This is a genomic window from Faecalibacterium sp. i25-0019-C1 (assembly GCF_042854225.1).
Lineage (GTDB): Bacteria > Bacillota > Clostridia > Oscillospirales > Ruminococcaceae > Faecalibacterium > Faecalibacterium taiwanense.
The window spans coordinates 695653-718693 of record NZ_AP031428.1 but is presented as its reverse complement, the minus strand read 5'-3'; the positions used below and the strand labels follow the sequence as shown (position 1 = coordinate 718693).

The 23041-nt window shown below is 56.9% G+C and carries 16 protein-coding genes and 6 tRNA genes; 15 read left to right on the top strand and 7 right to left on the bottom strand.

From position 1 onward, the window contains the following. From rlmH to ACGHUK_RS03490, 3 genes are all read right to left on the bottom strand, one after another. A complete protein-coding gene (gene rlmH, locus ACGHUK_RS03500; RefSeq protein WP_044954166.1) occupies positions 1 to 486 on the bottom strand; it encodes a 23S rRNA (pseudouridine(1915)-N(3))-methyltransferase RlmH in 486 nt (161 codons plus the stop codon). A 680-nt stretch (positions 487 to 1166) separates the two neighbouring features. Next, a complete protein-coding gene (locus tag ACGHUK_RS03495; protein ID WP_097780837.1) occupies positions 1167 to 3416 on the bottom strand; it encodes a DNA gyrase subunit A in 2250 nt (749 codons plus the stop codon). Between the two features lie 292 nt (positions 3417 to 3708). After that, entirely contained in the window at positions 3709 to 5700 is a 1992-nt protein-coding gene (locus ACGHUK_RS03490) for a type IIA DNA topoisomerase subunit B (RefSeq protein WP_154261165.1), read from the bottom strand. 363 nt (positions 5701 to 6063) lie between these two features. Here ACGHUK_RS03490 and ACGHUK_RS03485 point away from each other — a divergent pair. The 5 genes from ACGHUK_RS03485 (at position 6064) to ACGHUK_RS03465 (ending at position 6616) form a co-directional block, all read left to right on the top strand. Then, a tRNA-Phe gene (locus ACGHUK_RS03485) sits at positions 6064 to 6139 on the top strand. 30 nt (positions 6140 to 6169) lie between these two features. Beyond that, positions 6170 to 6245, top strand: a tRNA-Gly gene (locus ACGHUK_RS03480). Positions 6246 to 6274: 29 nt separating this feature from the next. Then, a tRNA-Asp gene (locus tag ACGHUK_RS03475) sits at positions 6275 to 6351 on the top strand. An 86-nt stretch (positions 6352 to 6437) separates the two neighbouring features. Continuing rightward, a tRNA-Gly gene (locus tag ACGHUK_RS03470) sits at positions 6438 to 6513 on the top strand. 28 nt (positions 6514 to 6541) lie between these two features. Then, positions 6542 to 6616: transfer RNA gene (locus tag ACGHUK_RS03465), tRNA-Cys, on the top strand. Positions 6617 to 6997: 381 nt separating this feature from the next. Here the strand turns inward: ACGHUK_RS03465 and ACGHUK_RS03460 are convergent. Beyond that, positions 6998 to 7480: a GNAT family N-acetyltransferase gene (locus ACGHUK_RS03460; protein ID WP_046414970.1), complete on the bottom strand. Its 483-nt coding sequence runs from the start codon at positions 7478 to 7480 to the stop codon at positions 6998 to 7000. A gap of 150 nt (positions 7481 to 7630) precedes the next feature. Here ACGHUK_RS03460 and recG point away from each other — a divergent pair, with 150 nt between their 5' ends. Continuing rightward, positions 7631 to 9691: an ATP-dependent DNA helicase RecG gene (gene recG / locus ACGHUK_RS03455; protein WP_390574998.1), complete on the top strand. Its 2061-nt coding sequence runs from the start codon at positions 7631 to 7633 to the stop codon at positions 9689 to 9691. Positions 9692 to 9761: 70 nt separating this feature from the next. Here the strand turns inward: recG and ACGHUK_RS03450 are convergent, their stop codons facing one another. Next, positions 9762 to 10454 (bottom strand): metallophosphoesterase, encoded by a 693-nt coding sequence (locus tag ACGHUK_RS03450; RefSeq protein ID WP_097773889.1) that lies wholly within the window; start codon positions 10452 to 10454, stop codon positions 9762 to 9764. A 175-nt stretch (positions 10455 to 10629) separates the two neighbouring features. Between ACGHUK_RS03450 and ACGHUK_RS03445 the strand changes: the two genes are divergently transcribed. Further along, positions 10630 to 11970 carry a D-alanyl-D-alanine carboxypeptidase family protein gene (locus ACGHUK_RS03445; protein ID WP_097773890.1) on the top strand — a complete coding sequence of 447 codons (1341 nt, stop codon included), beginning with the start codon at positions 10630 to 10632 and terminating at the stop codon, positions 11968 to 11970. Between the two features lie 78 nt (positions 11971 to 12048). Here the strand turns inward: ACGHUK_RS03445 and ACGHUK_RS03440 are convergent. Continuing rightward, positions 12049 to 12122, bottom strand: a tRNA-Gln gene (locus ACGHUK_RS03440). A 313-nt stretch (positions 12123 to 12435) separates the two neighbouring features. Here ACGHUK_RS03440 and ACGHUK_RS03435 point away from each other — a divergent pair. The 8 genes from ACGHUK_RS03435 to ACGHUK_RS03400 all read left to right on the top strand — a co-directional run bounded on the left by ACGHUK_RS03435 (position 12436) and on the right by ACGHUK_RS03400 (position 20772). Beyond that, the gene (locus tag ACGHUK_RS03435; protein ID WP_243139283.1) at positions 12436 to 12894 is read left to right on the top strand and encodes an InlB B-repeat-containing protein; all 459 of its coding nucleotides are present in this window, start codon (positions 12436 to 12438) and stop codon (positions 12892 to 12894) included. A gap of 48 nt (positions 12895 to 12942) precedes the next feature. Continuing rightward, positions 12943 to 13164 (top strand): hypothetical protein, encoded by a 222-nt coding sequence (locus ACGHUK_RS03430; protein ID WP_223388047.1) that lies wholly within the window; start codon positions 12943 to 12945, stop codon positions 13162 to 13164. Between the two features lie 326 nt (positions 13165 to 13490). Then, complete coding sequence (locus tag ACGHUK_RS03425) at positions 13491 to 14033, top strand: hypothetical protein (protein ID WP_005945339.1); 543 nt, start codon at positions 13491 to 13493, stop codon at positions 14031 to 14033. After that, positions 14030 to 14620: a signal peptidase I gene (gene lepB / locus ACGHUK_RS03420; protein WP_120079691.1), complete on the top strand. Its 591-nt coding sequence runs from the start codon at positions 14030 to 14032 to the stop codon at positions 14618 to 14620. Before ACGHUK_RS03425 ends, lepB begins: the two co-directional genes overlap by 4 nt. 15 nt (positions 14621 to 14635) lie before the next feature. Next, the gene (locus ACGHUK_RS03415) at positions 14636 to 17251 is read left to right on the top strand and encodes an LPXTG cell wall anchor domain-containing protein (protein WP_390574995.1); all 2616 of its coding nucleotides are present in this window, start codon (positions 14636 to 14638) and stop codon (positions 17249 to 17251) included. A 102-nt stretch (positions 17252 to 17353) separates the two neighbouring features. Continuing rightward, positions 17354 to 18967 carry an isopeptide-forming domain-containing fimbrial protein gene (locus ACGHUK_RS03410; RefSeq protein ID WP_223388051.1) on the top strand — a complete coding sequence of 538 codons (1614 nt, stop codon included), beginning with the start codon at positions 17354 to 17356 and terminating at the stop codon, positions 18965 to 18967. Between the two features lie 79 nt (positions 18968 to 19046). Beyond that, positions 19047 to 19892 carry a class C sortase gene (locus ACGHUK_RS03405; RefSeq protein WP_097780842.1) on the top strand — a complete coding sequence of 282 codons (846 nt, stop codon included), beginning with the start codon at positions 19047 to 19049 and terminating at the stop codon, positions 19890 to 19892. Continuing rightward, a complete protein-coding gene (locus ACGHUK_RS03400) occupies positions 19879 to 20772 on the top strand; it encodes a SpaA isopeptide-forming pilin-related protein (RefSeq protein ID WP_390507722.1) in 894 nt (297 codons plus the stop codon). Before ACGHUK_RS03405 ends, ACGHUK_RS03400 begins: the two co-directional genes overlap by 14 nt. Before the next feature lie 79 nt (positions 20773 to 20851). Here the strand turns inward: ACGHUK_RS03400 and ACGHUK_RS03395 are convergent, their stop codons facing one another. Then, positions 20852 to 23002, bottom strand: a complete 2151-nt coding sequence (locus ACGHUK_RS03395; RefSeq protein ID WP_005945323.1) for a polyribonucleotide nucleotidyltransferase — start codon at positions 23000 to 23002, stop codon at positions 20852 to 20854. Between the last annotated feature and the right edge of the window lie 39 nt (positions 23003 to 23041).

Here is a 23041-nt window from a genome sequence, read left to right as displayed (position 1 = left end):
TTATTTATGGTATTTCATTCCTGCATTGATGGTGCAGGCACGGTAGATCTGTTCTGTGAGCACAAGGCGGGCCAGCTGGTGGGGCATGGTGATGCGTCCCATGCTGAACTTGAGTGCAGCGGCCTTTTTCACCTCATCGGACAGGCCGTGGGACGAGCCGATCACAAAGGCCACGTCTCCTGCCCCACTGTTCGCACGGTCCGCAAGGAACTGCGCCAGCTCGTCGGAGGAGATTTGCCTGCCCTCAATGCACATAGCCACGATGGCAGCACCCTTGCGCACGTTGGACAGGATGGCCTTGCCCTCCTTGTCCAGTGCCTTTTTTACCACGGCATCCGAGGCGTTCTTCTCCTCGATCTTTTCCTCCGGCAGCTCAATGATGCGGAAGGACGCGAAGGCGGCAAGGCGCTTCTGGTACTCGGCCACGCCCTCGGCGAAATATTTTGCATTCAGCTTGCCCACACAGATCAGGTCGATGTTTTGCATTGCAGTTTCCTCTTTTATATAGAAACGATTTAAAATTGTCTCCGCTTCGCTCTGACAATAACAGCGGAAAATTATTTTTATAATTTGCAGCTCCGAAACGACTGCGGTCGTTTCGGAGCTGCTTTTTCACGGGAGGGGTCGTAATGGCAAGCGGCATCTTGCTGCTGTCAGCCTGCGGCTGTCGCGCAGCAGATAAAGCGTAAACTCACCCGCACGGCTCGTCGCGCAGCGACTCAAAATCGGCGCAACACAAAAAATCCTCTAGCGCAGCGACTTAGATTTTTTGTATGGAGCCCATCTGCTTTGGGATTATTAAGGGCGAGCAGCCCTTAGTTTGCAACGGCGACGACCGCGGCCAGTGGCCGAAACAGGAAGGAGCTGTTGGGGCAGCGGCCTGCAGGATGCGAGTGCCGTCCAAGGCACGAAGCAGACGCAGGGAGCCGCAACCCGCCGCCTCCCGCGCCTCGAAAGTAGCGGAGACCTTGCCGCGCTGGACACGCGGCATTTGCTTTGCAAACCGGTCTGCGGCTTAAAAGCCCCACTGGGGCTTTCATGCCCTGCGGGCACCGCCGTCCTTTCTGGTTCTCTTTTGGCACGCAAAAGAGAACGTGTCCGGCGGAGAAGAATTTTATAAAAGGCATAAAATCTTAGATACGCGACCGCTCTCTGCACGGGAAACATCACAGCAGGCTCATCTGCTCGCCCTCGTCCTCGGCGCGGAGCAGCGCACCGGTGGCGGGCAGGCTGCGCACACGGTAGCGGTGGGGGTTCGCCAGTTCCAGCGTGTCCGCCGGCACCACCGAAGCAATGGTCTGGTTCTTTTTCAGGGTGACCACCGCCACGCCCTGACTGTCGCGGGTGGCCTTGGCGGCGATCTGTGCCGTGCCAACCAGCAGCATCCGGCTGGCACTGGTGCGGATGGCAAGCTCGGTCTCCTCCGGCAGGAAGAAGAGCTTTGCCAGCGGTTCCTTGTCGCAGTAGGCCTTGAGCAGCTTGCGACGGTTCTGCTTGGTGGCGTAGGAGCTGAGGGGGATTTTCGCGCACTTGCCGCTGGCAAAGAAGAACAGCATAAAGCCGCTGTAGTCGCTGGTGATCACCATGGAGAGCACGTTCTCGCCCTCGTCCATGCCCAGACGGCCCGGGATGAAAATGCCCATCTGGGCCACCTTGCCGTCCTCCAGCTCTGCCAGACGCACCTTGTACACCTGCTGCTTGTCGGTAAAGAACAGCGCTTCCACGTTGTTGCGGGTCTCGATCTGCTGCACGATCTCGTCGCCTTCTTTCAGCTTATGGGCACCGGCGGTGCGCAGACCCTGCGGCGGGATCTTTTTGAAGTAGCCCTCGCGGGTAAAGAACACCGTCACGGGGTAATCCGGCGCTTCTTCCTCCTCGGAGCCGTTCTCATCCTCAGGCAGATCGTACAGGATCTCGCTGCGGCGGGGCTGGCCGTACTTCTTGGCAACATCGTTCAGCTCATTGATGATGATGCGGCGGATGCGGGCGGGCTTTGCAAGGATATCGTTCAGGTCGGCAATGTCCTTCTCCAGCTGTTCGATCTCGCTGGTGCGCTTGAGGATATATTCCCGGTTCAAATGACGCAGCTTGATCTCGGCCACATAGTCGGCCTGCACTTCATCGATGCCAAAACCGATCATCAGGTTGGGCACCACTTCGGTCTCTTCCTCGGTGGTGCGGATAATTTTGATTGCCTTGTCAATGTCCAGCAGGATGGCAGCAAGACCCTTGAGCAGGTGCAGGCGCTTTTCCTTGCCGTGCAGGTCGTAGTAGGTGCGGCGGCGCACGCACTCCACGCGGAAGGCCGTCCACTCCTTGAGAATTTCGCGCACGCCCATCACGCGGGGCTGGCCGGACACCAGAATATTAAAGTTAGCGCTGAAGCTGTCTTCCAGAGGGGTAGCCTTAAACAGCTTTGCCATCAGCTTGTCGGCATCCACGCCGCGCTTGAGGTCCAGTGTCAGCTTCAGGCCGTTCAGGTCGGTCTCGTCACGCATGTCGCTGATCTCCTTGACCTTGCCGGCCTTGACCAGCTCCGCGATCTTATCCATGATGGCCTCCACCGTGGTGGTTGGCGGGATCTGGGTGACCTCGATCATGTTCTCGCCCGGCACCACATTGTAGCGGGCGCGTACCTTCACGCTGCCGCGGCCGTTCTCGTAAATTTCACGCATCTGCGCTTCATCGTACAGAATCTGACCGCCGCCCACGAAGTCCGGGGCGGGCATGGTGGTGGAGATGTCGTGGTGCTCGTCCTTCATCAGGGCCACGGTGGTGGCGCACAGCTCTGCCAGATTGAAGGAGCAGATGTTGCATGCCATGCCCACCGCGATGCCCAGCGTGTTGTTGGCCAGAATGGTGGGGAAGGTGACCGGCAGCAGGGTAGGCTCGGTGGTGGTGCTGTCGTAGTTGGGCACAAAGTCCACGGTCTCCTTGTCGATATCCCGGAACAGCTCCTCGCACACACCCTCGAGCTTCGCCTCCGTGTAACGGGCAGCAGCGCAGGACATATCCCGGCTGTAGGCCTTGCCGAAGTTGCCCTTGCTGTCCACAAAGGGCACCAGCAGGCTCTCGTTGCCGCGGCCCATGCGCACCATGGTGTCGTAGATGGCGGCATCGCCGTGGGGGTTCAGGTGCATGGTGCTGCCCACGATGTTGGCAGACTTGGTGCGTGCGCCCTTGAGCAGGCCCATCTCGTACATGGTGTACAGCAGCTTGCGGTGCGCCGGTTTGAAGCCGTCGATCTCTGGCAGCGCGCGGCTGACGATGACGCTCATGGCGTAGGGCATATAGTTGGTTTCCAGCGTGCGGGTGATGGGATCCTCCAGCACACTGCCGGCATTTAAAATTTCAACGCCGTCGCCCAGCTGCGGGCGCACCGGCTTGAGTGTTTTCTTGGTCGATTTTCTAGGCATCTTCTAACCTCTTGACGATTTTAAATGGGCGCCGCTCTCGCTCTGCCCATATTCAGCGGAAAATATTTTTTATTTTTGCAGTTCAGGATGGCCTGCGGGCCATCCTGAGCTGCTCTTTCACAGATGGAGCCGTTCCGGTTTTCTGCATTTTTCCCTTAAAATGCCGTGACCCGTTGGGGCCTTCTTCGTGAAAACGTGATTTGGAGCAGCCCGCAGGCTGTGACAAATCACCAAATTAAAATAACGTTACCTCTGTCATTGCCAGAGCGCAAGCGGAGGCAATTTAAAATCATCAGCTCACATCCAGATCGTCCAGATATTCTGCGCCGTGCTGCGCAATGTGTTCCTTGCGGCCTGCAAGGTTATCACCCAGCAGGATATCGAACACCTGCGCGGTCTGCACCACATCAGTGGGCATCACCTTGATCAGACGGCGGCTCTCCGGGTTCATGGTGGTCAGCCACATCATCTCAGGGTCGTTCTCACCCAGACCTTTGGAGCGCTGGATGGTGTATTTTTTCTCGCCGATCTCTTCCAGAAACGCTGTCTTTTCCGGCTCGGTGTAGGCGAAATAAGTTCGGTCTTTCGTTGTAATTTCATACAACGGCGACTCTGCGATATACACATAGCCCTTCTCGATCAGGGTCGGGGTCAGGCGGTAGAGCATGGTGAGCACCAGCGTGCGGATTTGGTAGCCGTCCACATCGGCATCGGTACAAATGACGATTTTATTGAACCGCAGATTATCGAGATTGAAGGTGGCCAGCTCCTTGTTGTGTTTGCCGCCCAGTTCCACGCCGCAGCCCATCACCTTGATGAGATCCACGATGACATCCGATTTAAAGATGCGGGCATAGTCGGCCTTCAGGCAGTTCAAAATTTTGCCGCGGATGGGCATGATGGCCTGATATTCACTGTCGCGGCTGGACTTGACCGCACCCATAGCGGAATCGCCCTCCACGATATACAGCTCGCGGCGGGATGCATCCTTGGTGCGGCAGTCCACGAATTTCTGCACCCGGTTGGCAAGGTCGATTTGGGTGGACAGGGTTTTTTTGATGCTCTGGCGCGTTTTTTCCGCATGCTCACGGCTCTGCTTGTTCACCAGCACCTGCTGGCAGATCTTCTGGGCCTCGTCCGGCTTTTCCAGAAAATACACTTCCAGATAATGCTTGAGGAAGTCGGTCATAGCCTGCGAGACGAATTTGTTGGTGATGGCCTTTTTGGTCTGGTTCTCGTAGCTGGTGCGGGTGGAAAAACTGGACGAGACATACACCAAGCAGTCCTGCACATCCTGAAAGCTAATGGCGCTCTCACCTTTTTTATAGAGGTTCTTTTCCTTCAGGTACTTGTTGATCTGATAGACAAAGGCGGTGCGCACCGCGTGCTCCGGGCTGCCGCCGTGCTCCAGCCAGGAAGAGTTGTGGTAATATTCCAGCATCTGCACCTTATTGGAGAAGCAGAACGCCGCGCTCATGCGCACCTTGTAATCCGGCTGGTCCTCGCGGTCCCGGCCCACAGCCTCACTCTCGCAGCTGAACACCGGGGTCAGGGTATCCTCCCCTGCCACCTCGGCCACATAGTCCGCGATGCCGTGCTCATAGCACCAGCTCTCGTACCACGCCTTGCCAGTGGCAGGGTCTTTCTCCTTTTCATCGGTGAAGTTCAGGGTCAGGCCTGCGTTGACCACCGCTTGACGGCGCAGGGTATCCTTATAGTAGCTGCCAGGCACATCGATGTCGGTGAACACCTCGTCGTCCGGCTTCCAGTGAATGATGCTGCCGGTGCGGCGGCCCTTGTAGGCTTCCTTCTGCAGGCCGCCCACATTCTCGCCCTTTTTAAAATCAAGGTGATAGTGGTATCCGTCACGGTAGATATCGGCGGTCATCCATGCAGAAGCATACTGGGTAGCGCACAGGCCCAGACCGTTCAAGCCAAGGCTGAACTCGTAGTTATCCTCACCCTCGCCATACTTGCCGCCTGCATACATCTCGCAGAACAACAGCTCCCAATTGTAGCGCCCCTCGCCGTTGTTCCAGTCCACGGGCATACCGCGGCCAAAGTCCTCAACGATAACGCTGCCATCCTTACAGCGGGTCACGTTGATGGTATCGCCGTGGCCGTCGCGGGCTTCGTCGATGGAGTTGGAGACGATCTCAAAGATGGAGTGGGCGCAGCCCTCCACGCCGTCTGAGCCAAAGATAACGGCCGGGCGCTTACGCACACGGTCGGCACCCTTCAAAGAAGTAATGCTCTCGTTGCCATATTCCTGTTTTTTTGCCATGCTGCTCCTCCCGGCCCGGCCTTTCTTGCAAAAAAGCGGGCCGTCTGTAGTCAAATCATAAAACGCCACTGCCCTTTTTTACTATAATATAGGTATATGCAGAGAAAAAGGGCAAAAGTGCCTGAATTATTTTATTTTCATTAAACCATAGGTTGTTGAATTTGTCAATTTCTGTTTGGCGCGTTGGCGCGCCCGCACACAGCACGTCCTGTGCCGGATGTGCCGAAAGCAGGTTGAAAAAAGTCATTCTTATTTTACGCGCTGGAGCGACTAAAATCAAGAAAGTTTCAATTTTCTGAAAAAAATTTGGATTTACCCCTTTACAAAATCGAAATTTCAGGTATAATAATCATCGTCCGGTGCGCCTCTGTAGCTCAGTCGGTAGAGCAGGGGACTGAAAATCCCCGTGTCATTGGTTCGATTCCGATCGGAGGCACCAGTCAAGGAAACCCAGCAGGGTTTCCAATATGCGGCCGTAGCTCATCTGGTAGAGCGCCACCTTGCCAAGGTGGAGGTAGCGAGTTCGAGCCTCGTCGGCCGCTCCATAACGGAGCAGCAACGGTTGCTCCAATATGGCCCGGTAGCTCAGTTGGTTAGAGCACCAGCCTGTCACGCTGGGGGTCGTCGGTTCGAGCCCGATCCGGGTCGCCACCAAGAAAGCGCAAGCTTTCACCTACTTTGAAACTTGTTTTCAGGGCATCAGAAATGATGGGTGCAAGGTAAAATGCACCGAATATGCGGCCGTAGCTCATCTGGTAGAGCGCCACCTTGCCAAGGTGGAGGTAGCGAGTTCGAGCCTCGTCGGCCGCTCCAACAGGAGTGGAAATTCACTCCTAAATATGGTGACGTGGCCAAGTGGTAAGGCAAGGGTCTGCAAAACCCTCATCCACCAGTTCAAATCTGGTCGTCACCTCCAAAAGATTCCCGGAAGCTGAAGCTTCCGGGATTTTTTTGTTTTGCGTTGTTCCCTATCAGCCTCCTCGCCCTCTCCGTCACCTACGGTGACAGACTCCCCCTTTTGTCACCTACGGTGACATCTTCCCCCGGAGCGGGGGAAGTCTTTCCTCAAAGGGAGAGCCTCTGGCGAAACCGGTCACTTTGCAGTTAAGCCGAAAAGTCTGCCGCAGTGCCGCACTTTCGCAGAAAGCGGCACTGCAAATGCCGTCTACCTTTACGCCCCCTCCAGTGAAAATGCAATGCCGGAGCTTCCGCGGACGCTCCGGCATTGCTCTCTTAAAAATTATTCTTCCGCTGAATACGGCCGGAGCAAGGCGTAGGCCATTCCAGATCGTCCCCCTCAGAACTTCAGCCGCATCTGGTACCACACCACGCCCCCGTGGGTGGAGCCGGAAACGCCCTCGTTCACAAAGCCGAACTTTGCATAGTAGTGCACCAGGGCCTCCTTGCAGGTCAGTACCAGCCCCTTCCGGCCTTGGGCCCGGGCGTCGGCAATGGCCTGCTGCAGCAGCTGCCCGGCGTACCCCTGTCTGCGGCAGGCCGGGATGGTGTTTACCCCAAAGATCATCTGCCAGGCACCATTCTCCCGGTGGAGGGAGGCGTCGGCGTACATCTCATCGGTCAGGTCCGGCCAGTCGGTGCAAAAGCCGTCCACAAAGGCCAGCAGCCTTTCCCCCTCCCACAGCAGCCAAAAATGATCGCCGTACTGCTGCAGCCGCCCGGCAAACTCCTCTGCCGTAGCCGCCTCTGCCGCCGGGAAGCAGGCCGCCTCCACCGCTGCAATGGCCTCCAAGTCCTTTAAGGTCCCCTTACGGATCTCCATAAATATTCTCCCCTCTTTTTCTTCCGAGTGTACCACAGTTCCTGCCCAAAGGCAAAGGTCCTGCCGGTTTTTCCTTTTTGGGCCATTTGCATCCGCTGCCGCTCCGTGTTACAATGGCTATATTGCATCCAGGAAAGGAGCTGACACGCCATGCCCGCCGAAAACCATACCACCCTCACCCCGGATACGCCGGTGCGCTACCTGAAGGGCGTTGGCCCCAAGACTGCTGAGCGGTTCGAGAAGCTGGGCATCGTGACGCTGGCCGACCTGCTGTGCCACTACCCGCGCAGATATATCGACTTCACCAAACCCTATTCCATCGCCGAAGCGCCCACCGATGTGGAGTGCGTCGTCAGGGCCGAGGTGTTCGCCAAACCCGGCGGGCGTATCCTGCCGGGCGGGCGGCGGATGGAGCGCATCACTGCCGGGGACGATGTGTCCAGTCTGGAGATCACATGGTTCAATAATCCGTATGCCGCCCAGAAGCTGCAGCTGGGGCAGGAATATTATTTTCAAGGCATCGTTACCGGCGGGATGCTGCGCCGCCAGATGGTCAACCCGCAGGTGCGCACCGCCGAGCAGATCAAGGCTTCTCCCTTTGAAGCGGTCTACCCCCAGACCGAGGGCCTGACCAGCAATGCCATCGCCAAGTGCGTGCGGCAGCTGCTGCCCCATGCAGAGCTTCTGCCCGACCCTCTTCCGCCGGAAATGCTGGCAAAATACCGTCTGCTCTCCAAGGCAGATGCTGTGCGGGCCATCCACTGCCCTGCCACCGAAGAGCAGGCCTATGCAGCCCGGCGGCGGCTGATCTATGAAGAACTTCTGGTTTTGCAGCTGGGCATTGGCCGGATGAAAAACCGGGGTGCCGCTGCCACCGGTGCGCCCATGCAGCTTGCCGACCCGTCCCCGTTCTGGGCCAGCCTGCCCTTTTCCCCCACCGGAGCCCAGCGCCGGGCCGTGAGCGAGATTCTGGCCGACATGGCGGGCGAGACTTCCATGAACCGCCTTTTGCAGGGCGATGTGGGCAGCGGCAAAACGCTGGTGGCGGCTGCCGCCATCTGGGCCTGCATCCGAGCGGGGTATCAGGCCGCGCTGCTGGCCCCGACAGAAATTCTGGCCACCCAGCACGCCGAAGGCCTGAACCGGATGCTTGCCCCCTTCGGGATGCGGGTGGCTCTACTGACCGGCGGCATGAAGGCCGCTGCACGCCGCACCACCCTTGCCGCCATCCGGAACGACGAAGCCGACCTTGTGGTGGGCACCCACGCCATCCTCAGCGAAGGCGTAGAGTTTGCCCGGCTTGGTCTTGCCGTGATCGACGAGCAGCACCGCTTTGGGGTACGGCAGCGCGGAATGCTGGCCGAAAAGGCCGCGAATCCGCACCTGCTGGTGATGAGTGCAACGCCCATTCCCCGCACGCTGGGCCTGCTCATCTACGGCGATTTGGACATCTCCATTCTGGACGAGCTGCCGCCGGGCCGCACCCCGGTCAAGACCCGCTGCATCACCGGCAAAAAGCGGCGCGACCTCTACCATTTTCTCGATCAGGAGATTGGTAGAGGGCGGCAGGTGTATCTGGTCTGCCCCGCCATCGAGGACACACCGGATGGCGGGCTGAACGCCGTTAAGAGCTACTACGAGGACATTGCCAAAGCCCTGCTGCCGGAGCGCCGGGTAGGCCTGATGCACGGCAAGCTCAAACCCAAGGAGAAAGCTGCCGTGATGGAGGACTTCAAAGCCGGACGGCTGGACGCACTGGTGTCCACCACCGTCATTGAGGTGGGTGTGGATGTGCCCAATGCCAGCGTAATGGTGATCGAAAACGCAGAGCGCTACGGTCTGAGCGCCCTGCATCAGCTGCGCGGCCGCGTGGGACGCGGTGCAGCGGAGAGCTGGTGCTTTCTTGTCAGCGACAACCAAAGCGAAAACGTACAAAAGCGGCTGAAATTTTTGTGCAGCACCACGGACGGCTTTGCGGTGGCGCAGTACGATCTGGAGACCCGCGGCCCCGGCGACTTTTTCGGCAGCCGCCAGCACGGCCTGCCCACCCTGCAGATCGCCGACCTGATGAACGACACCCGCACCCTGCACGCTGCGCAGGCGGAAGCCGTTGCCATGCTGGCCGACGACCCGCTACTGGAAGCGCCGGAGCACGCACTGCTGGAACAGCAGGTGCAGCAGATGTTCGAGAAAGCCGGAGCCATGAACTGATCCGGAGATTTTTTGCGCACAAGCAACAGCAAATGCAAAAGCCGCTGCACGGCTGGTGCAGCGGCCCCTGTTATCGAACGGAACGCTTTGCGTGCCGTTCGCCCATGCTTATCACATCGCAGAACACGCAGCGGCTTTTGGTGGAAAGCTGGGTATCCTTATGGTAGCAGCCAAAAAACCACTTGTCGTAGGTCAGCTTCAACAAAATTTTATCCAGAAAGCTGTGCAGCTGGTTGGTCTCGCCGCTGGCAAGGGCGGTAAAATCCAAAAATCTGCTTGGCGCATCGTGGGTCAGCACATAATCCACTTTGTAATCGCAGGCTGCAAGGTTCTCCTCACAAAAGGCGTATTCCTCCTCCGAAGGCATTTCTTCCCTCCACCAGTTCACGCCGGGTTCCCGATCCTCCACATCCTGGCTTTCCGCACCGCCAAAGCACAGGTATTTTTTATTCTCCAATTCCAGCACGCTGCCGCGGCACACATGGTACACATTGCCGCCCAGTGCCTGCACCTTGCCGCCAAAGCGTTCCTCGGTGGGATACTGCTTTAAAAGGTCGTAGTTTTCGTGGCTGCCGTCCAGAAACAGCAGGGTATACGGGCGCTTGCGCAGCCAATCCAGCTTTTTCTGTTCCTCCTTGCTGCCGTCCCACACAAAGCCAAAGTCGCCCAGTACCACCACGGTATCCCGTTTGCCCAGCCAGCGCAGCTTGCCGTGCTTGAAGCGGTCGATGTCGCCGTGGGTGTCCCCTGTCAGATATACCATTTCTGTCCTCCCTGACCGGATGTGAAATCGGCACAATAAGCCTTGTCACACCCCGCCAAACCTGTTATTATAAAGAATACAGCCTTCCGCTGTGATCTCGTTCTTACCCGGCGCACGGCGCTTGTGCCGTGCTGCCTGTTGTTTTATATTATCGCTTTTTAAAGGAATTGTCCACATGAAACGTATTTTTGCGCTGGTTTTGTCGTTCGCTGTCCTGTTCAGCTGCCTTGTGCTGCCCGCCGGGGCTATGTTCGACCCCACCCCGGTCTATCAGGTGCAGGCACAGAGTGCCTATATCGTCAACACTGATACCAATATCATTGTCTATGATAAGGACAGCACAAAGCAGGTATCCGCCGGTGGTCTGACAAAGTACATGACCATTGCCCTGCTGCTGACCAACTATGCCGACCATCTGGACGACACCTTCCAGATGCCCTTTGCCATCTCGGATTACGTTTATAACACCAACAACGCCGATATGCGCTCCAACGAGACCTTTACCTACCGCGAAGCCATGTACGCCATGCTGACCCGCAACGCCAACGAAGCCGCCATGGGCCTTGCTTATGCCCTTTCCGGCGGCGACCTCGCGGGCTGGGTGAGCCAGATGAACACCCTGTCCCAGCGCATCGGCACCACCGGCAGCACCTGGACGGATGCCTGCGGCATTGACAGCGGCAACGTGACCTGTGCCGTGGATATGTACCTGATCCTGCGCTATCTGATGAGCTTTGATGCCTTTGTGGAGGTTTCCGGTGCGCCCAGCTTTACCATGCCCGCCAAAGAAAAACACCGTTCTTCGTCTGTTCTGGTCAGCCAGAATGCCGCGCTGAGCAAATCCAGCGGCGGCAAATACTACCGCAGCGCCATGCAGGGCGGCATGTGCGATGTGACCGCATTCAAAAGCGACAGTGGCAATCAGAGCTATGTTTCATGGGCCAATAAGGATGGTGCCACCTATATTTTCTGCGTGATGCAAAGCCCGGACACCTGCGACGATTTCGGCTACGCCAACCGTCGCCCGGCCCTGTGCGAGACCGTGAAGCTGATGGACTGGGTGTTCGACAGCTTTTCCATTCAGGCCGCACTGGACACCGACCTTACGCTGGCCGAGATCCCGGTGAAGTATTCCTCCGATACCAGCTCCCTGCAGCTGTATCCCGCCGACAGCATGATGACCCTGCTGCCTTCCACCGGCGACGGCAGCGTGACCCAGAAATATTTCCACCTGCCGGATTCCGTGTGTGCCCCTGTCCAGCAGGGCGATGTGGTGGGTACCGTGGAGCTGAAGCTTGCCGGTGAGACCATTGGCGTGGTGGACCTGATCGCCGGGCAGGATGTCAGCCGCAACCCGCTGCTGTTCACTGTGGCGCGTTTTCAGGAGTTCTTAGGCAGTCTGTACCTCAAAGTTGTAATAACATTGAGTATTATTTCCATCATCATCTACTTTGCGTGGGTCCTTTTGAACAACTGGAACCGTCGCAAGCCCACCAGAAAGATCCGCCGCCGCTGAGCTTTGCACCGTTCAGCCGCATTTTGTGGAAAAGTGATGCAAAAAGCCCCGTCAGCCTTTTCAGGATGACGGGGCTTTTGGTTGCGCCAGCAGGAGTCGAACCTACGATGGGGGAGTCAAAGTCCCCTGCCTTACCGCTTGGCGATGGCGCATCGTGCAAGATATTATACCATATTCTTTGTTTTTCCACAAGGGGAAGGTTCCACTTTTCCGCTTTTGCGGCGGCTCTGTGCCGCCTTTTGCAGCCTGCAATTTGTGAAAAACCAATTTTTTCATCATAACAACAGAATACGCCCATTTTGTTGCGCTTTTGTTACACTATATGTGGTAAATATAGGATTGAATAAACCTCCTCTTCCCGGCTTTTTCGTCTACTGCCTCATGGCGGGGACATCGAGGTCTGTTCTGGTGTTTCCGTTCCCGGCAGGCACCACATCCCAATTCGTCAGGAAAGCGAGGAGTCATATGAAAAAGATCTTGAAAATACTGGTCCTCGGTCTGCTCAGCGCTGCACTGCTCTGCTGTGCACTGCCCTCTGCCTTTGCCGCAGAAGACAAGGATTCGCAGGTCTACACCATTGGTTTGGATGCCATGGGCGGCAGCAGCTCCGCTGTGGCAGTCACCACCAATCTGAGCGGCAAACTCAGTGCCCTGCCCGCGCAGCCTGCGCTGGAAGGCTACACCTTTGACGGCTGGTATACCGAGCCGGTGGGCGGCACAAAAATCAGCACCTCTACGGTGTTTACCGGTGATACCACTGTGTACGCACACTGGACCGTGAAAAATGCCACCACTTCCACCAGCACATCCACGCCCGCTCAGCCGGAACAGACCGCGCAGGAATACGATGACGGCCCGATTTTGAGCGTTCTGACGGTAGCCGGTGCTCTGATCACCACGCTGGCCGTGGCTGCCTTTATTTAAGTCTTTCCACACACTGTATCAATTTTATCAATAGAAAGGAAAATCTCCATGTCTACTATGAAACTGCCCGCAAACTATGCCTCCATCAGCGAAGAGGAAATGGTCTATCTGGACGGTGGTGCCCGCGACGCTTACAACAGCTTCCTGAATGTCGGTAAGGTGTTCAACGCCATTGCCCGCATCTTCTCCGGTGCAAGCTCCATCATCAACAATGTCAACGTGATCTACCAGTCCTTCCTGACTCTGGGCGATCTGCTGAAGAGCTTCTGATCCGGCTTCTATTTTCATCTGTTTTTCAAGAACTGTCTCCGTTGTGGGGACAGTTCTTTTTGTTTTTAACGCATTTTAATCGTTTACATCAAAAGAAACAATTTTTCTTTGGCTTTGGCAAAAAAATGCACGGAAAAGGCATTTTTGTTACGCTTTTGTTACGCATACTGTGCTAACATATAAGGTGGAAGGTCATTCATCAAACTGGCGCTTTCACGCCGAAAACTGATATATCAAATGTGGTTTTGTGGTGCGAAAATTTTCGTATTTGTCGAAAGTTTTCGTTCGCCCAATCCGACCACTTTTTGCGGGAGAAATCGATCATTATGCCAGACCGTGAACTGCGGCACATGCGCCGCACCGAATTAGTCGAGATCATTCTGGCGCTCAAGCAGAGCGAGGACCGGCTCCGGGCAGAAAACGCTGCCCTGTCTGCCCAGCTGCAGGAACGGCAGATCCATATTGAAAACGCAGGTTCCATTGCGCAGGCTGCACTGGAGCTGAACAAGGTGTTTGAAGCGGCGCAGGCTGCGGCTGATGAATACGTTGCATCGGTGCTCGCAGCAAACAAAAACACCGATGCCGCTGCCAGCGCTCTGCGCGCTCAGGCGGAAGCCGAAGCCCAGCAGATCCTTGCACAGGCACAGACCGAGGCTGCGAACCTGAAGGCCCGTACCCAGCAGCAGTGCGACGCGGAAACGGAAGCCGCCGCACGCAAGCGCGCCCAGACCGAAGCGGACTGCAAGGCAATGCTTGCCCGGACGCAGCAGGAGATCCAGCAGCGCCGGGCCGCTTTTGACCGCCGGGCCAGCGAACTGCTGGACGGCTATCACAGCACGGAATTCCTGCCGGAGGAGCGTGCCAAATGAAAGAGCAAAAGATCAGGTTCACGCCCATTCCATCCACAGCAGAGGTGGAAGCAGAGCGCGAACGTCTGGCCTACCGCAGCCGTTATATGCGGGTGCTGCGCAGCACGGTCTACACGCTGCTGGTGGTCGCGGCCGTTGCCGTGCTGCTGGCCACCCTGTTTCTGCCGGTGCTGCAGGTCTCCGGCGACAGCATGAACCCCACTCTGCAGGACCGGGACATCATTCTGCTGGTCAAGGACAGCGACATGAAGACCGGCGACCTTTGCGGATTTTACTGGCAGAACAAGCTTCTGCTCAAGCGCATCATCGGCCTGCCCGGTGATGTGATCGAACTGGACGAGGACGGTGTGGTCACTGTGAACGGCCAGACGCTGGATGAGCCCTATGTAGATGAACTGGCTCTGGGCGAATGCGACATCAAATTTCCCTATCAGGTGCCGGAAAACCGGTATTTCGTACTGGGTGACCATCGGGCCACCTCCATTGACAGCCGCAGCAGTGTGATCGGCTGTGTGGAAAAAAGTCAGATCGTAGGCAAGGTTTTTTTGCGGGTATGGCCCTTGTCCAACTTCTCGTTGATCCACTAAGGAGGTTTAGGAATCATGCGGGATATTGTGAAAGAATATCAGAAAAAGTTCCGTCGGAACCACCAGCGCGCCAGACGCTATACTGCGCTGCTGCTGGCGCTGGCGCTTACCACCAGCCTGTTCGTGAACTGGCAGCTGCACGGCGTGGGCATTGCCAAAACGGCCGAATATCTGTGCGGCGAGTTGGAGCACGAGCACACCGCTGCCTGCTATGAAAAGCAGCTGGTGTGCGGCTATGAGGAAGGCGAACCGGAGGACTGGAACGCCACCATGACGGACGACGGCATGTCTTTTGATGATACATTCGACATGGATGATGATGCGTTCGGCGTGGATGCGGATGATCCCGGCATTGCAGCCCATTCCGCAGAGCCGGAGTACATCTTTGTGCCCCATGAGCACACCGACGACTGCTACCAGGAAGTGCAGGAGCTGACCTGCCTGGAAGAAGAGCACACCCACGACGACAGCTGTTTTGATGAGGATGGTGTCACCTTCATCTGCGATAAATTCGAGCACACCCACGACGACAGCTGCTACACCACCACCTATGAGCTGGTGTGCGGTCTGGAAGAGGGCGAGCTTGTAGAAGAAGTGAACCCCGATTATGACCCGGTGGCCCTGTTTGAGGAGCCAGTGGCCGCAAAGCCCGTGGTGGTCGATCCTGTGACCGAGACCCCGGTGCACCACCACACTGATGCCTGCTACGAGGAAGTGCTGGTCTGCGGCCTGCCGGAGCATCACCACACGGTGAACTGCCTGTCCGACCCGCTGGACGGCACGCAGGACGAGGACGAATGGCTGGCACAGACCGGCACCACGCTGAGCGGCAACTGGGCCGACGACCTGCTGGCCGTAGCCGAGAGCCAGCTGGGCTATGAGCAGAGCGAGCGCAACTTCCAGCTGGACGATGCCGACGGCGAGACCGTGCGCCACTACACCCGCTACGGCAACGACTACGGCAACGACTACGGCCCATGGGACGTGATGTTCCTTTCCTACTGCCTGAAATATGCCGATATCCCCCAGAGCGCTATCCCGCAGGTTTCCAGCGTGCTGTCTTTGCACAGCCAGCTGCGCAGCGCGCTGTACAACGAAGAGACCGGCAGCGGCTATGCCATGGATTTTGACGGTGATCTGCCGTCTGATGCCGCAATGCCCGGTGATATCGTCATTTACAATGGCACCGTGACCAAGGCTGTGGCCGCGGAAAGCCAGCCGTTGCAGGTGCAGGATGATTCTGCCGATGCCGACATTGCCCTGCTCTCCATGGATGCTGCGGCCACCACCGACACCGCGCCCCACATTGAGGAATACACCGTGGATGCCAGCACCGTTGGCATCGTGAGCGATGTGGACGAAGATTTCGGCACCCTGACCGTGATCTCCGGCGATGTGGATGGCAAGGTGGCTAAAGTCACGCTGAATGCTTCGCAGGTGACAACGCTGGTGTCTGTGGCAAATGCGCAGCAGGCCGATTACGGCGTGGCTACGCCGGATTACAAAGTTGAAGATGACGCAGGTGCCATTACCACCATCAAAGGTCTGGATGCACTGGATTACCTCACTGCTCTGGAGGTGCAGCGCAAAAATGGCACTGAATACGAGGATACCAACGTCACCACCATTTCGGAGCTTCTGCACAGCAGCCTGACCGTCACAGATATCCCGGCCAAAGAGATCCAGGAAAACGACTACTGTGTCCATGTTAAGCTGCCCAAGAGCTTTGATGTGCTGAACGATGAGCTTATCTCCGGCAAACTGGAAGATACCGGCAATTATGACACCTGCGGCAGCTACCGGCTGCTCAAGGGGAATGACGGCTGCTGGTACGCCGTGCTGCGGTACGACCAAAACTATATCCAGCAGAAAGAGGCGGAAGACGCAGGCGCGGATCCTTCCGATTCCAAGGTCACCAGCAACGTTGCCTTCAATTTCCAGTGGAACCAGAGCGAGGTCACCAGCAGCGGCTTTAATCTGATCGAGGTCAACAAAGATTACGCCCTTGATATCACCATCAACCCGGATGAAACCCCCGATGAGGATCAAAAAGACGATAAGAACTATGACCTTAACCAGAGCGTGAAGGACCCGCACTACGATGGCAGCGATGCCTACCTGGATTACACTGTTACGCTTGTGGTCAAGAACGAACAGGCCGGCCCGCTGACGCTTGCGGACAGCATGACCCTGCCCACCGGCGTAACCGCCGAATATGTCGAAGACTCGCTCCAGCTCAGCATGGAAAACGGCAATACAACGCTCAGAATCACTTGGGAAAATGATAATGGTGAGCGCAAGATCACCTTGGGTTCTGCCGGTTCCCCCATTGCCGCAGGCACCTATTCTATCCGCTACACCGTCAAGCTGAAGGACGTTGGCGAAACGGCTGTTGACGGAGTAATCAATAACATCAGGATTCTGGATACGCCCATCAGCGATGATGCCGAAGAGTCGGTAAAAACCGACAGCCTTGTGATCACCAGTCAGGCCGATCCGTCCGACTACGAACTTCCCTCTACCGGCGGGGCCGGTACCAAACTGTATACAGCAGGCGGCGGCGCGCTGATGCTTGCCGCTCTGGTGTGCGGGGTTTGCAGAAAGCGCAGACGCGAAAGGAGGGCACGTTAAAAACCTGCATCCTTCCTGACACGGCGGCAAAATTGATTCTGCGCCGGAAGCAGACCCTGAAAATAGGAATCAGAAAAACTTGAAAGGAGACTTTCGCAAATCATGATGAAGAAAGTAATCAAAAAGCTGCTGGCCGCACTGCTGGCAGTTGCCATGGTGTGCGCCATGGCGATCCCGGCGTTTGCAGGCACTGAGGGGGACATCACCACATGGCACTCTTTCAGCGCTTTCCAGATCTTCAAGGGTGATGTTGAGGGTAATGATATTAAAGACTTTAAGATTTCCAACGTTACGTGGGGCAGCAACATCGCTGATAATCCTGCCGCTTTTCTGGACCAATTGAAAGCAGATTCTACCCTTGGCACTCAGTTTCAGTTTATCGACGCTACCGACGCTAACACTGCTCAGAAGGTTCTTGAGGTTATCAGCAAATGGGACGATTCCGATGCTAACAGCATCGCTTTCGCGCGTTTTGTATGCCACTATCTCTACCCGGATGCCAATGCAAAACCGAAACCCGCCGTTGAAGGTGGTGGTGGTAGCGATCACATCCATTTTGACGAGGCAGGTTATTATCTGGTCGTTGATACTACCCCATTTAATCCTGGCGATTTCGATCATGCCTACAATTCCTTCCTGCTGATGGTTACCCACAAAAACTGGAACGTTCCAATTACGCCTAAGGCCGAAAAGCCCTCTGTTAAGAAGGAGGTTTTCGACAATTTCGACAATCAGGATGGCACCAGCACAGGAGTTTTTGGTTCCAGCGCTGACCATGCGATCAATGAAAAGTTCCAGTTCAAGCTGACCGCTACCTTGCCCGCAAGCACCGACCATGCTTACGATTACTATGATACGTACGCTGTTTGCTTCAAAGATACTCTGTCCGAGGGCATTACTTATGACAAACTCGATAGTGTAGTCATTAATTCCAATGGCCACACCTATGATATCACCAACGATACTTCGAAGTATACCATTACTGAAAGTCAAAACTCTTTTGTGGTAAAAATTCCTGATGTCAAGACCTGTGCCGAAGGGCTTGATTTGAATGACGGCGCTACTATTACGGTCACCTATACTGCACACCTGAACGACAAAGCCTATGTCAATACTGGAAGTGGCTCTACCGAAAACAAAAACAGCGTACAGCTCCAGTACTCTAATAACCCCAGACCCGGCGAATACTGGGGCACCACTCCTAAAAGCGAAGTCTATGTGTTCACCTACCAGCTGAACAACACCAAGCTTGCAGAGAACGAACACGGTGCTCCGCTGAAGGACGTAGGCTTCTGTCTGTACAGCGATGAAGCTTGCGCGCATAAAGTAGAACTCTACAAGGAAGGCGACTTCTACTTCCCCATCAAAGACGCAACCGATAAAAAAGCTGTTGAAGAAATGTACTCTGACAAGGACGGTAAGTTCAACATTAAAGGTCTGGACGCTGGCACCTACTACCTGAAGGAGACCACCCCTCCTAAAGATTACAATGCCTGTGCCGATAAAGAAATCGTCATTTCTGCAACGCACGACGTAAACCATGTTGAGCTTGATAGCTCCAAACTGTCCACCACCATCATCAACAAAAAAGCCGGCGGCATTACCCTGCCCTCCACCGGCGGTATCGGCACTACCATCTTCTATGTGGTCGGCGGCGGCCTGATGGTTGCGGCCATCGTTCTGCTGGTCACCAAGAAGCGCATGGAGAACAAGTAAGCTCCATTTCCCCCCAGAACCCGGAGCAAAGGGGCCGCAAGGCCCCCGCTCCTATCCTTATAACATTAGGGAGTAGCCCATGAAAAAGAACAAAAGCACCATCATCCTGATCCTCGTCTTTTTCGTGGGTCTATCCGTGATGTTATACCCCACCCTCAGCGATTACGTCAACCAGCTGCATCAGTCCCGTGCTGTGGCCACCTATGCCGAGGATGTGGACAATCTGACCGATGCCGACTACAGCGCCTATTTCGAGGCGGCAGATGCGTTCAATGCGCAGATCGCCGCCGACCCGGACGCTTTGTATTTCCCGCAGCGCTTTCCCACCTACGAAAGCACGCTGGATGTGACCGGCACCGGCATTATGGGCTACATCACCATTGAAAAGATCGGTGTGGAGCTGCCCATCTACCACGGCACCAGCGATGGCGTGCTGCAGATCGCCGCAGGCCACTTGGAGGGCACCAGCCTGCCGGTGGGCGGCGGCAGCACCCACGCGGTCATTTCGGCCCACCGCGGCCTGCCCAGTGCCAAGCTGTTCACCAATCTGGACCAGCTGGAAGTGGGCGACACCTTCACCATCACGGTGCTGGACCGGGTGCTGACCTATGAGGTGGACCAGATCTCCATTGTACTGCCCACCGAGACCGACAACCTCAAGGTGGTGGACGGCAAGGATTACGTCACCCTGATGACCTGCACCCCCTACGGCATCAACTCCCACCGCCTTCTGGTGCGGGGACGGCGCATCGAAACGCCGGACAAGCTCAAGCACATCCGTGTAACAGCCGATGCCATCAAGATCGAACCGATCATCACAGCTCCCATCATGGCACTGCCCCTGCTGCTGGTGCTGCTGCTCTGGCTGCTGTTCTCCAACCGCAAACGCAAATCTACAAGAGGTGAAAAACATGAAACGCACTGATCTCAAAAAGCACGCTGCGGCCCTGCTTTTGGTGCTGTGCCTTCTGGTAACAAGTGCGCTGCCTGCCCTTGCCACCAGCGCAAACATCAAGCTGGTGGACAGCAGCGGCAATCCCACTACCGGCACCATCTGCGTTACGCTGTACGACAGCGCCAACGATAAGGCGCTGAGCGGCGGCAAGCTCACTTTGTACCGTGTGGCCGAGGTAAAGCGCCAAAACGGCAACCTGAGCTACGAATACTGCGGCGATTTCTACGGCTGCGGCATTGCGCTGGGTGATTTGACCGACAGCACCCTTGCGGCCCAGCTGCAGGAGTATCTGCCCCAAAGCGCCGAGGGCACCACAAAGACCATTGATGCGGACGGCAACGTGACCTTCCGTGGTCTGGAGCTTGGCCTGTATCTGATCGTGCAGACCGAGGCTTCCAAGGGCTATGAGCCGATCAATCCGTTCCTTGTCTCTCTGCCCATGGCGGAGGATGGCAAGTGGAATTATGCGGTGGATGCCAGCCCCAAGGTGGGTGCTTACACCCCCACCAAGCCGGACACGCCGCCTACGCCCCCTACCCCGCCTACGCCCGATTATCCTGATACGCCTACCCCGCCGGACAATCCGGATAACCCGGTCTCTCCCGGTAATCCGGACAATCCCGTGGCTCCGGGCCATCCGGACAATCCCGTGGCCCCGGGCCATCCGGATCATCCGGTAGCACCCGGTAATCCAGACAGCCCCGTTCTGCCGGGCCATCCGGATAACCCGGTAATGAGCGGTCTGCCGCAGACCGGTCAGCTGAACTGGCCCGTGCCGGTGCTGGCTGTCAGCGGTGTGGTGCTGTTTGCATTCGGCTGGGCGCTGGATCGCAAATACCGCACAGTATAATTTTATTCTGATACAACAAAGAGGACCCGATGCATCTGCATCGGGTCCTCTTTTTCGGTTTCTTTTATGCAGTCAGGGTTTACTGCTGCTGTGCCTGCTGCTCGGCGCGTTTGGCTTCCAGCGCCAGAATGGCGTCGCGGCGGCTCAGGTTGATGCGGCCCTGCTGGTCGATGTCGGTCACCTTGACCACGATGGCATCGCCCACGGCCACCACATCCTCCACGCGCTCCACACGCTTGGTGTCCAGCTTGGAGATGTGCACCAGACCTTCCTTGCCCGGTGCGATCTCAACGAAGGCACCAAAGTTCATCAGGCGGGTCACTTTGCCCTTGTAGATGGCACCGATCTCGGGGTCCTCCACAATGGTCTTGATGGTAAAGATGGCGCGCTTTGCGTCCTCCTGATCCACAGCAGAGACGAACACATGGCCGTCCTCCTGCACGTCGATCTTGCAGTTGCAGGTAGCGCAGATGTCCTGAATGACCTTGCCGCCCTTACCGATCACGTCCTTGATCTTATCGGTGGGGATCATCATGCTGAACATCTTGGGTGCGTAGCGGCTCAGCTCATGGCGAGGCTCTGCGATCACCGGCTTGATGATCTCGTCCAGAATATACAGGCGGCCCTTGCGGCACTTCTCAAAGGCCTCGGCAATGATGTCGTAGGTCAGGCCATCGATCTTGATGTCCATCTGGATGGCAGTGATGCCCTTGCGGGTGCCGCCCACCTTGAAGTCCATATCGCCGTGGAAGTCCTCCACGCCCTGAATGTCCAGCATGGTCATCCAGCGGTCGCCCTCGGTGATCAGACCACAGGAAATGCCGGCAACGGGTGCCTTGATGGGCACGCCTGCATCCATCAGGGCCAGCGTAGAGCCGCAGATGGATGCCTGCGAGGTGGAGCCGTTGGAGGAGAGCACCTCAGACACGCAGCGGATGGTGTAGGGGAACTCTTCCAGAGAGGGCAGCACGGGCACCAGAGCACGCTCTGCCAGTGCGCCATGGCCGATCTCGCGGCGGCCGGGGCTGCGCGGTGCGCGGGCCTCGCCCACAGAGTACGGCGGGAAGTTGTAGTGATGGATATAGCGCTTGGTCTGCTCGTCGGTCAGGTCGTCCATGAGCTGGTTGTCCTTGGTGCCGCCCAGAGTGCAGGTGGTCAGCACCTGCGTCTGGCCGCGGGTGAACATGCCGGAGCCGTGCACGCGGGGCAGGATGCCCACTTCGGCAGCCAGCGGGCGGATCTCGTTGATGCCGCGGCCGTCCACGCGCTTGCCCTCGTCCAGCAGCCAGCGGCGCACCACGAACTTCTGCATCTTGTAGCTGACCAGATCAAGGTCTGCAGCGGTCAGGTCGGGGTACTCCTCGGCGATCTTGTCCATGATGGGCAGCAGAGCGGCATCGCGCACATTCTTGTCGTCGGTGTCCATAGCGGCCTTGAAGTCGTCCAGATACTTGTTCTGGATGGCGTGGAACACGTCCATATCCAGACCCACCACCTGAAAATCGATCTTCGGCTTACCGCGCTCGGCCACGATGCGGTTGATGAACTCAATGGTCTTTTTGATCTCCACGTGAGCGGCCTTGATGGCGTTCAGCATGGTGTCCTCGTCCACCTCGTTGGCACCGGCCTCGATCATGACGATCTTATCCATGGTGGCGGCAACGGTCAGGGCAAGGTCGCTCACCTTGCGCTGTTCCTGCGTGGGGTTCAGCACGATCTCGCCGTCCACCAGACCCACCTGCACGCCGCCGATGGGGCCGTTCCACGGGATGTCGGACACAGCAGTGACCAGAGAAGCACCGATCATACCGGCGATCTCAGGGCTGCAGTCGGGGTCCAGACTCATGACGGTCATGGTGATGCACACGTCGTTGCGCATCTCCTTGGGGAACAGCGGGCGCATGGGGCGGTCCACCACGCGGCTGGTCAGGATGGCGCGCTCACCGGGGCGGCCCTCACGGCGCATAAAGCTGCCGGGGATGCGGCCTGCGGCGTAGAGCTTTTCCTCATACTCCACGTTCAGCGGGAAGAAATCCACGCCTTCGCGGGGTTTGGGGCTCATGACCACATTGCACAGAACGCAGGTCTCGCCGTAGCGGATCATGGCGCTGGCGTTGGACAGGCCGCACATCTTGCCCATCTCGACCTTGAACGGGCGGCCTGCCAGCATGGTTTCGTAGACCTTGAAATTCTCAAAGGTCTCTCTGCGGGAACCAAATTCAATTGCCATTGTTTTTGCCTCCTTGTTTTTCCGGATTTTTCTATCCAA